Source organism: Microcystis sp. LE18-22.4A, from assembly GCF_027531105.1.
In the GTDB taxonomy this organism is placed as follows: domain Bacteria; phylum Cyanobacteriota; class Cyanobacteriia; order Cyanobacteriales; family Microcystaceae; genus Microcystis; species Microcystis aeruginosa.
Genome location: NZ_JAPZRB010000177.1, coordinates 1 through 8565 on the forward strand (window position 1 = coordinate 1; position 8565 = coordinate 8565).

11 protein-coding genes and 1 tRNA gene are annotated in these 8565 nt (G+C 42.8%); 4 read left to right on the plus strand and 8 right to left on the minus strand.

What is annotated here, in order from left to right; translation table 11 throughout:
- The 3 genes from tnpA to O9295_RS07845 form a co-directional block, all read left to right on the plus strand.
- A partial coding sequence (tnpA, locus tag O9295_RS07835; protein WP_288032591.1) for an IS200/IS605 family transposase occupies positions 1-301 on the plus strand: 301 nt, incomplete at its 5' end.
- Between the two features lie 287 nt (positions 302-588).
- Positions 589-876: a BrnT family toxin gene (locus O9295_RS07840; protein ID WP_288032592.1), complete on the plus strand. Its 288-nt coding sequence runs from the start codon at positions 589-591 to the stop codon at positions 874-876.
- Positions 842-1165 carry a hypothetical protein gene (locus tag O9295_RS07845; protein WP_288032593.1) on the plus strand — a complete coding sequence of 108 codons (324 nt, stop codon included), beginning with the start codon at positions 842-844 and terminating at the stop codon, positions 1163-1165. The genes O9295_RS07840 and O9295_RS07845 overlap by 35 nt, the downstream gene beginning before the upstream one ends.
- 72 nt (positions 1166-1237) lie before the next feature.
- Here the strand turns inward: O9295_RS07845 and rplA are convergent, their stop codons facing one another.
- From rplA to O9295_RS07880, 7 genes are all read right to left on the minus strand, one after another.
- Positions 1238-1951: a 50S ribosomal protein L1 gene (gene rplA, locus O9295_RS07850; protein WP_288032594.1), complete on the minus strand. Its 714-nt coding sequence runs from the start codon at positions 1949-1951 to the stop codon at positions 1238-1240.
- Between the two features lie 55 nt (positions 1952-2006).
- Entirely contained in the window at positions 2007-2432 is a 426-nt protein-coding gene (gene rplK, locus O9295_RS07855) for a 50S ribosomal protein L11 (protein WP_002761138.1), read from the minus strand.
- Between the two features lie 3 nt (positions 2433-2435).
- Positions 2436-3053, minus strand: a complete 618-nt coding sequence (gene nusG, locus O9295_RS07860; protein WP_002761140.1) for a transcription termination/antitermination protein NusG — start codon at positions 3051-3053, stop codon at positions 2436-2438.
- Positions 3050-3286, minus strand: coding sequence for a preprotein translocase subunit SecE (secE, locus tag O9295_RS07865; RefSeq protein ID WP_002761141.1), 237 nt, complete (start codon positions 3284-3286; stop codon positions 3050-3052). Before secE ends, nusG begins: the two co-directional genes overlap by 4 nt.
- 124 nt (positions 3287-3410) lie before the next feature.
- Positions 3411-3483: transfer RNA gene (locus O9295_RS07870), tRNA-Trp, on the minus strand.
- Positions 3484-3584: 101 nt separating this feature from the next.
- Positions 3585-3947: a 50S ribosomal protein L19 gene (gene rplS / locus O9295_RS07875; protein ID WP_002738040.1), complete on the minus strand. Its 363-nt coding sequence runs from the start codon at positions 3945-3947 to the stop codon at positions 3585-3587.
- Between the two features lie 228 nt (positions 3948-4175).
- Positions 4176-5024, minus strand: coding sequence for a carbonic anhydrase (locus tag O9295_RS07880; RefSeq protein ID WP_288032595.1), 849 nt, complete (start codon positions 5022-5024; stop codon positions 4176-4178).
- 168 nt (positions 5025-5192) lie between these two features.
- Here O9295_RS07880 and psbN point away from each other — a divergent pair, with 168 nt between their 5' ends.
- Complete coding sequence (gene psbN, locus O9295_RS07885) at positions 5193-5324, plus strand: photosystem II reaction center protein PsbN (protein ID WP_012266479.1); 132 nt, start codon at positions 5193-5195, stop codon at positions 5322-5324.
- Here the strand turns inward: psbN and O9295_RS07890 are convergent.
- Positions 5321-8329 (minus strand): alpha-mannosidase, encoded by a 3009-nt coding sequence (locus O9295_RS07890; RefSeq protein ID WP_288032596.1) that lies wholly within the window; start codon positions 8327-8329, stop codon positions 5321-5323. The genes psbN and O9295_RS07890 overlap by 4 nt on opposite strands.
- Positions 8330-8565: the final 236 nt, after the last annotated feature.

The following is an 8565-nucleotide window of genomic DNA, read 5'->3' on the forward strand; positions in this document are numbered from 1 at the left end:
GCTGACGAAATGGGAAAGCGTGTTGCTTGATTTCAACGGTGAATCGGATTACGTTCACCTGATTATCGATGACAAACCTGACATCGCTTTATCCAAATTAATCGCTAACCTTAAAACAGTTAGTAGTCGCTTAATTAGAAAGGAATTTCCTGATTTGGCGGCCAAGTATTTCGACAATAAACCTTATTTTTGGACGGGAGGTTATTTCGTGGCTAGTTGTGGCGGCGTTACCATCGAACAACTAAAAAAATACGTCGAGAACCAAAAAAACTCCCCGAAAGTGGAAACCCTACCGCGTTAGTTTTATTCTGGTCGCGATTCATCTCCCGTTAACCGCGTAGCGGTTTAACGGGAGTCCTCTCGCTCCATTGAGATAGACGATCTTCTTGAGAAAGAGCATCAATAACTTGTCAAAATGATAACAGTATCACAAATTTATTGTTTTTTTTCCAACATCTATAAAGATCAAGATAGAGCGATCCCGAAAGGATATAGCCAAAGGCTGGCGCACTTTAGTTAACTAAAGGTTTACCATAGTAAGGTGGGCGATTTTTATACCACTTATTTTATTTATTGTGTATAATTGAGATGGTGACGACTAATTTTGAATGGGATGAAGATAAAGCTAAGATAAATCTGAGAAAACACGATATTTCTTTTAATGAGGTTAAAACTGTCTTTGAGCATACCTATTCTTTGACTTTAGATGATCCTACTCATTCAATCTTAGAAGATCGTTTTTTGACAATTGGTTATTCTAGTCAAAACCGCTTGCTTTTAGTTGTTCATGCTGAAAGACAAGAAAACATCAGAATCATTAGTGCTAGGAGAGTAACTAAACATGAAAGAAAAATCTACGAACAAAGTAATCAATGATCCCCTCAAAGATGATGAAATGTTAGATGATTATTCTCAGGTTTTAACGGAGTCTCATTTAAAAAGTGCAGTCAGAGGAAAGTATGCTCGATCTTTAGCAGATAAGGATGCTTCTACCGTTAAAATTATAGCAGAAAATGAAGAGAGATATGTTAACATGAAAACCATTGAAGTTGAAGCATTCGTTAACAATGAAGGTCAATTAACCGTACAAGTTCCCTCAAATTTAACAGAAGGACAATATCAGGCTGTATTGATTATAGAAGAACCCAAAAATGAAAATCAATGATCTTAGAATAGATAAAATCACCAAAAAACACCCCCAATTACTTGGAGGCTTTTTCAGAAAAAATAACTGTCATTAACCTTCTGCTAATTTCAGATCCCGCAGCGCGCTAATATCCACTTGAATCGATGGCCCCATAGAAGAAGAAACGTAAACTGTACGCCAGTAACGACCTTTGGCCCCGGAAGGACGGTTTCTGTCCACCGTTTCCTGTAAAGCTTTCAAATTGACTAACAGATCCTCGGCACTAAAAGAAGCTTTGCCAAATTGAACGTGAACGATCCCGGTGCGATCGGCCCGGAATTCCAATTTACCCGCTTTAAACTCAGAGATTGCCCCGGTTAAATCCGTGGTTACGGTTCCCCCTTTCGGTGAGGGCATTAAACCCCGCGGACCGAGTTGACGACCTAATTTAGCCACTTTCGGCATCATATCGGGGGTGGCGATCAACACCTCGAAATCCATCATCCCCTTGGCGATTTCTTCGATTAATTCTTCCGAACCAACGATATCGGCCCCGGCGTTGTTCGCTTCCTGTACCTTTTCCCCGCGAGTAATGACCGCTACTCGCACCGTGCGTCCGGTTCCTTTGGGTAAACTTACCGTTGTCCGCAGTTGTTGGTCGGTATATTTAGGATCGATACCTAAACGAATATGAGCTTCGGCGGTTTCGTCGAATTTCGCCGTCGCTAATTCCTTTAATAATGTCAGTGCCTCTAATGGCTCGTAGGCTTTATTTTCTACCTTAGCCTGGGCATCTCGCAAACGTCGTGAAACTTTTCTTACCATCTGATTTGTTGCTCCTTGGGTAATAACGAAGCTTAACTTCTCCCCGAAATAAGATTTAGTCTGAGATCTTGACACCCATATTTCTGGCCGTTCCCGCCACAATATTCATGGCCGCTTCGATGTCGTTAGCGTTAAGATCGGGCAGTTTAGTTTGGGCGATTTCCCGTAATTGGTCGCGGGTAATGGTGGCGACAAATTTCTTGTTGGGTTCGTTGGAACCTCTTTCCACACCGGCCGCTTTACGGATGAGAACGGAAGCGGGGGGAGTTTTGAGGACAAAGGTAAAACTCCGATCCTCAAAAACGGAGATTTCCACAGGGATGATCATGCCGGCCTGATCGGCGGTTTTAGCGTTGTAATCTTTACAGAACGCCATAATATTTACCCCGTGTTGACCCAAAGCAGGACCGACCGGAGGAGCAGGGTTAGCCTTACCAGCAGGTAAAGCTAGTTTAATAATTGCGACGACTTTTTTAGCCATGATTTAGTTTTGTTTTTCGACTTGATTAAATTCCAATTCGACCGGGGTATCCCGACCAAAAATGGAGAGCAGGGCCTTGAGTTTGCCGCGCTCGGGACTAACTTCGATCACTTCCCCTTCAAAGTCCTTAAATGGACCAGATAGAACCAAGATTTGATCGCCAACTTCCATATTGATTTTGACGACGGGTTCTTGAATCTGAGCTTGTTTGAAGATGCGATCGACTTCTGACATACTCAAGGGTAGCGGGGTGACGTGACCGCGGCCGCGTCCGTAGTGGCGCTTTTGTTCGGCCCCGACAAAATTGATCACGTGGGGGGTGTTTTTTACCACCTGCCAAGCGTCATCATCCATGATCATTTTGATCAGGACATAACCGGGGAAGACTTTTTCCTCACCATGTTGCCGTGAACCATCCTTGCGGACTTTGACGGTGGCCGCTTGGGGAATCTGAACTTGTAGAATGCGATCGGCCACATCGAGGGTGTGGATGCGCTGTTCCAAATTGGCTTTGACCCGTTTCTCACAACCGGAAGCCACTTGCACGGCATACCAACGGGGTTTTTTCGGTAGGCCGCTGAGATTGACTTCTTCGGGAAACTGCTCTTCTTCTAGATTCATGGGAACACCTTCCCCGCACCCCAGGCAAAGAATTTATCAATCAGATAGATGAGAGTGGCTACCAAAGTCACCATTAACATCACGGCCGCCGATTCACTCAAAAGTTGCTGACGGGAAGGCCAGACGACTTTGGCGAGTTCTTCTTTGCTTTCATTGACGAATTCCTTGACCTGAAAGGAGCTTCCCTCTTTCTTGTCGCTCGTGTCTTTTTCTAGGGTTTCTTTTTTGGCCACGATCGCTACTCCTTAAAATGATACTCAAGCTATCCTTAACTTATCATTTTCACCGGACAACCCACACTAACCCCCAGACATTTAGATCATGTCCTTTGCAGTTATCGGCTTGGTGATTACCAAACGCGCCCTGGAGGACTTGAACCCCCGACATCAGGTTTTGGAGACCTGCGTTCTACCAACTGAACTAAGAGCGCCCATTCGCTAAACTATTTGGCTTTTTTAAGGCCTTTATTTATTATAGCGTAGTTGTTGGCGATTGAGCAACTTTCTTGGTTAGGCTGTCGCCGGAAAATTTTTAGAGAGGGCGATCGAAACGTTCTTGTACCCTGGTGGCTTTGCCAACCCGATCGCGCAGATAGTAGAGTTTCGCCCGACGTACTTTACCACGACGGATGATCTTGATACTGGCAACCCGCGGCGAGTGGAGCAGGAAGACTCTTTCTACTCCCACACCCTGGAAGACTTTGCGTACTGTAATCGTTTCGTTGATACCGCCATGGCGTTTGGCGATGACAATGCCCTCGTAGGGCTGAATCCGCTCTTTATCTCCTTCAACGATTCGCACCCCTACCCGGATCGTGTCACCGACATGGATAATGGGCAGATCGCTCTTGAGATACTCGGCTTCGATTGATTTGATAATCTCTTCCGTTTTCATCGGCTTTCGTAAAACTGACAGTTTTCCATCATACCATATTTTTTAAGTAAAAAGCAATAGCTATTAGCTTTCCTAACACTGAGCGTTGCTGACTTGCCGATGCTGTCACCAGATGTTAGGCTGATTGTCCCAGATTACGGTCATTATCAACCGGGAAGGCTCTTGCCCTTAACTGCCACTCTAGAGACGGTAATAAGCACATCTCTAGAGAATTTCTCTAATCCCTAATTAACTTCTCGAACCGCGATAAATGCGATCAGCTTGGGAGGGGTCTAAATAAGTGTAGCCCGGTTTTTGGGTTGAGGAGCCATTCTTTTTCGCCACAGTATTAACCGCAGGAGTCGCTTTTTTTACGTCCGCATGAGTCCGGATATAATCCTCAGAAATCTTGAAGGGATGACTATTGGGAAGGTGACGACTAGAGGGTAAATTGTCTGCTGCTTCGGGATGGGTAATTTTACTATGGGGAGCGACAAAATCGTGTAGGATGGGATCATAGGCTAAAATTTCGCCGGTTTCAATCCGAAAAATCCAACCGTGTAGGGACAATTTACCCTGATGTAATCGGGAACGAATAATTGGATAGCTTTGCAAATTACTTAACTGATTGAGAACATTTTCTGCTACTGTCACCTCGATCAGTTCTTCTCCTTCTAGTTCTTTGTAATTATCCTTAACTAAACGTCGAGTAGCTTCTGCTTGCTTTAACCAATCGTAAACTAAAGGCATTTCATCGGCCAGACTTTGCAATTTTAACAAACCTTTCATCGCTCCACAATGGGAGTGACCGCAGATAATCACTTGCTCGATGCCGAGAGCGTTGATAGCATATTCTATAGATGCACCTTCACCACCATTGGTTGCTCCGTAGGGAGGAATTATATTTCCCGCATTACGAATTACGAATAATTCCCCCACCTCCGCTTGGGTAATTAGGTTAGGATCGATACGGGAATCGGAACAGGTGATAAACAGGATTCTCGGTTTTTGTCCGTGGGAGAGTTGCTCAAATAATTGCCGATGTTCATCAAAATAACCACTCTGGAACTTTTCTAGTCCCTGTAGGAGTTTCTTCATAATAATTTTTCTGGTTTAGTTTGATCGCTATTGAGTCGATCCTTTCAGCATTATCGGGCATGAGATAACAGCAATGCAACCGGCCAGATTAGCGATCGCTATCGACGGCGAGATCGGTTATATTTTGTTAAGATAAGATACAGACTGTATCTAAGCAAATTTTATTTTATGGAAACTGCAACAATTTTGGGTATTTCGATCGCTGCCGCTTTGGTGGGGATTACCGTTTTAGCTCTTTATACCGCTTTTGGACCGCCAGCTGCAGAATTAAGCGATCCTTTTGAAGATCACGAAGATTAATTCTTTAATAACCATGTGGCTATCTGCCAAGGAGAAAGTTGCTCAACAGGATCGATCGCTCTTTCTAAACCGTCGATCGATTCTTTTATTGTTAATTGTAATTGATTTTGCCAATCAATAACAGCGTTTTCTCCCTGACATTCATAAACGCGCATTACCCAACCCCGAAAGGATGTTTCACTTTGTTTGAAACTCATTAAAATTAAGTTATCGGCCGATAATTTTAACCATTGTGCCACGGGTGGCAACTGGTTTGATCGATAAGAATTAGTAATAAAAACAACGGTGACAGGTAAGTTTAACTGCCAAGCGTGATGGACAGTTTTCGCCGTTTTCCAGTTACCTTGATGGGGATATATTGCATAGGTAAATTCTTGTTTCCCCAGAGCCGCCTCGGGATCGGGCCATCGGGGACTTCTCAACAGAGTTAATCGCAGTTGCTGGTTAGTAGCATCATAGCCATATTTATTATTATTTAAAAGACTCACCCCGTAGTTTGCCTCTGTATCGGTTAAATCCGCCCATTTATGACCGTAAACTTCCCATTTTGGTGATTCTGGTTCGTGGGAACGCTCGATCGCACCACAGGCAATTTCATAGGTGGTAAAATCGCTGTTTAGGGTGAGAGGAAAAGCGGTTTTTACTAAAGTATGTTCTTGCTGCCAATTAACAATAGTTTTAATCTGGAGAATAGGAGAATCTTTTTCTAAGATATAATCTTGACAAAATTCCGAATCAGCTAAACTTCTGATCACGCGAATCTGCCAGCGCAAGGCACCACATTCTAAGCATTCGATCGATTTTAATACTGTTTTAGGTAAGGGATATTGTTGATAATTCGGATCGATATTCCAAGCGTCCCAATATTGTCCTTGATCTTTAAATCCCTGTAATTGGTTCCCCGCAGCTTGCAGGATTTCTTTTTGATTAATTATATCAAATATACTATCTATATCCCCCGTTTCCGAGTTAATAGTAACTTTAAGCAAGCCATTATCTAAAATAAATTGGCAGTTAGTTAAATTTTTCTCGGTTGCTTGCTGATTGGCAACTAACCAAAATAACTTATAACCCACAGCAGGAATATTTTCAGCGATAAATAACAGTTGATTGTCGTGGGATAATTGCGAAGGACAGAGACAATTATTTAAGTCATAAACCGAGCAATTTACAGATTCTACAGCTAAAGAGATAACTTGGGATCTTTCCCAGTTAAGAGAATTAAAAACTAGAAAAGGTTTTGCTTGGGGATGGGGGGGATTAGGTAAATTAATTTGATTGGCAATTGCCTGTAAAGCTTGATCTAAAATTGCTTCAACTGTGCTGATAACTTGCCGCCATAACTGATTAGCATCCCTAAATACTTCGGGGATCGAAGTACCGGGCAGTATATCGTGAAACTGATTTAATAAAACCTTTTTCCATGCGGATTCTATCTCGACTTTCGGATAGGGAATCTCTAGTAAGATATTAGCCAGAGAAGACCATAATTCTCCTTGATACAAGAGGATTTCACAGTAACGATTATAGGCCTTTTGGTCAGCGTGGGTAGTATAACAACCGCGATGGAATTCTAGATATAATTCATCATCCCAGATAGGGAGATTACTTGTCTCCAGACTGTTCAGATAAGTTGTTGCTTGGCTAAATTTTAACTGGGGGAAAAAAGGAGATTTTTGCCAACGTTGGGCCACCTCTAACATATCACGAGTCGGACCGCCGCCATGGTCGCCAACACCTGGCAACCAAAAAATATCTTTTAAGCCGGTTTGCCGTTCCCAATTGAGAGCATGATCGGTCATAATAATTGGGTTAGTATCCATAACTCCGGCAACATTGGGAGGAGACATTAGGGAAAGAATTTTACTGCCATCGGGAGATTGCCACCAGAAAAAACCGTGGGGAAATTTAGTCGTATCATTCCAATGTAGTTTCCCAGTTACAAAATATTTGATGCCAAAGGATTGAAGAATTTGCGGCAATTGGTAGGGAAACCCAAAGGTATCCGGCAGCCAAGCAGTTTCAGTGATTTGTCCAAATTTTTCTTGAAAATATTTTTGTCCATAAAGTAGTTGTCGAAATAGGGATTCCCCGGAGATCAAATTGACTTCTGGTTCTACCCACATCCCGCCCAAAAGTTCCCAAGATTGCCCTTTATATGCCTCTAGAATTGCTTGAAACAGGTCAGGATGATGTTTTTCTATCCAGTCGTAAATTAGGGGGCTAGAATGACCAAATATGAGGGCAGGGAAATCTTTTTGCAGGTTTAAAACCGAGATAAAAGTGTTTTTTGCCACTTGCCAAGTTTCTGCCAACGGCCACAACCAAGCCAGATCCAAATGTGCGTGGCCGAGAAGATGAAAACTGCGTTCTTTGAGCGGTTTAGCGAGGGGTTGTAGGGATTGACGAATTGATTCTAGGGAGCGATTAAATTTATCTTTGTTGGTGACATTATCCCAGTCAATATTATCGAGAGTAGCGGTAAAAGCCGCTAAGTTTTCAGGATAAAAAGTTTGCAGATAATTATGGAGAATGGTTAATTCATCAGCGACAAAACTAGGATCGATAGCTTGGCTATGTTCATAGATTAACTCTGATTTCATCAAACCACCAATATCATGATTGGGACTGACTAAACGGAGAGTAACAAGAATTTCTTGACCAGTAGAGACCGAGTTGGAAAGTAAAATGCGGGTGGAAGAATCAAAGAGGTCTCCTGCTTGGATAAATTGATTATTAACATAAATTTTGACATCTTCCGCCCACCAAGTTAAGATTAATCTCAGTTCCATTCCCGCTAAAGGATAACCGGCTAAATGTTCGGGGACAATAATTTTTTGAGTTAGATATTGGATTTGTCTGCCGGCAGGCCAAATAATGTATTGTTTTTCATTGAGGGTGACGGGTTGAATTGGTTTTCCCGCTGCTGTAGCGATAAACCAATTTTTCTGAACATCTCTGCGGGTGAGGTGAGACAGTTTAGCGATGTTGTCCAGGGGAGACATGAGCCAACAAATAAGGTAATTTTGACTATTTTAAGCGATCGAGGACTAATTGGGGTCTGCTGAAAAAGTTTTTCCTAGGGGCAGGGTGTAGGGTTTGGGGTGTGGGGTGTGGGGTTTTACCCATTTTCATCGGGTAAATTACCTAATTTTCAGGGAAAAAGTCCAGGGATTTTCCCCCCGACCACTCCCATATCTGGTACTTTTTGATTGACAAAAAGTCTAAAAGTCTTACCCAA

What these genes read in the sequence shown, in the direction of transcription:
- O9295_RS07840 (WP_288032592.1), top strand. Translation starts at nt 589, where the DNA reads ATGGTGACGACTAATTTTGAATGGGATGAAGATAAAGCTAAGATAAAT.
- O9295_RS07845 (WP_288032593.1), top strand. Translation starts at nt 842, where the DNA reads ATGAAAGAAAAATCTACGAACAAAGTAATCAATGATCCCCTCAAAGAT.
- rplA (WP_288032594.1), bottom strand. Translation starts at nt 1,951, where the DNA reads ATGGTAAGAAAAGTTTCACGACGTTTGCGAGATGCCCAGGCTAAGGTA.
- rplK (WP_002761138.1), bottom strand. Translation starts at nt 2,432, where the DNA reads ATGGCTAAAAAAGTCGTCGCAATTATTAAACTAGCTTTACCTGCTGGT.
- nusG (WP_002761140.1), bottom strand. Translation starts at nt 3,053, where the DNA reads ATGAATCTAGAAGAAGAGCAGTTTCCCGAAGAAGTCAATCTCAGCGGC.
- rplS (WP_002738040.1), bottom strand. Translation starts at nt 3,947, where the DNA reads ATGAAAACGGAAGAGATTATCAAATCAATCGAAGCCGAGTATCTCAAG.
- O9295_RS07880 (WP_288032595.1), bottom strand. Translation starts at nt 5,024, where the DNA reads ATGAAGAAACTCCTACAGGGACTAGAAAAGTTCCAGAGTGGTTATTTT.
- psbN (WP_012266479.1), top strand. Translation starts at nt 5,193, where the DNA reads ATGGAAACTGCAACAATTTTGGGTATTTCGATCGCTGCCGCTTTGGTG.
- O9295_RS07890 (WP_288032596.1), bottom strand. Translation starts at nt 8,329, where the DNA reads ATGTCTCCCCTGGACAACATCGCTAAACTGTCTCACCTCACCCGCAGA.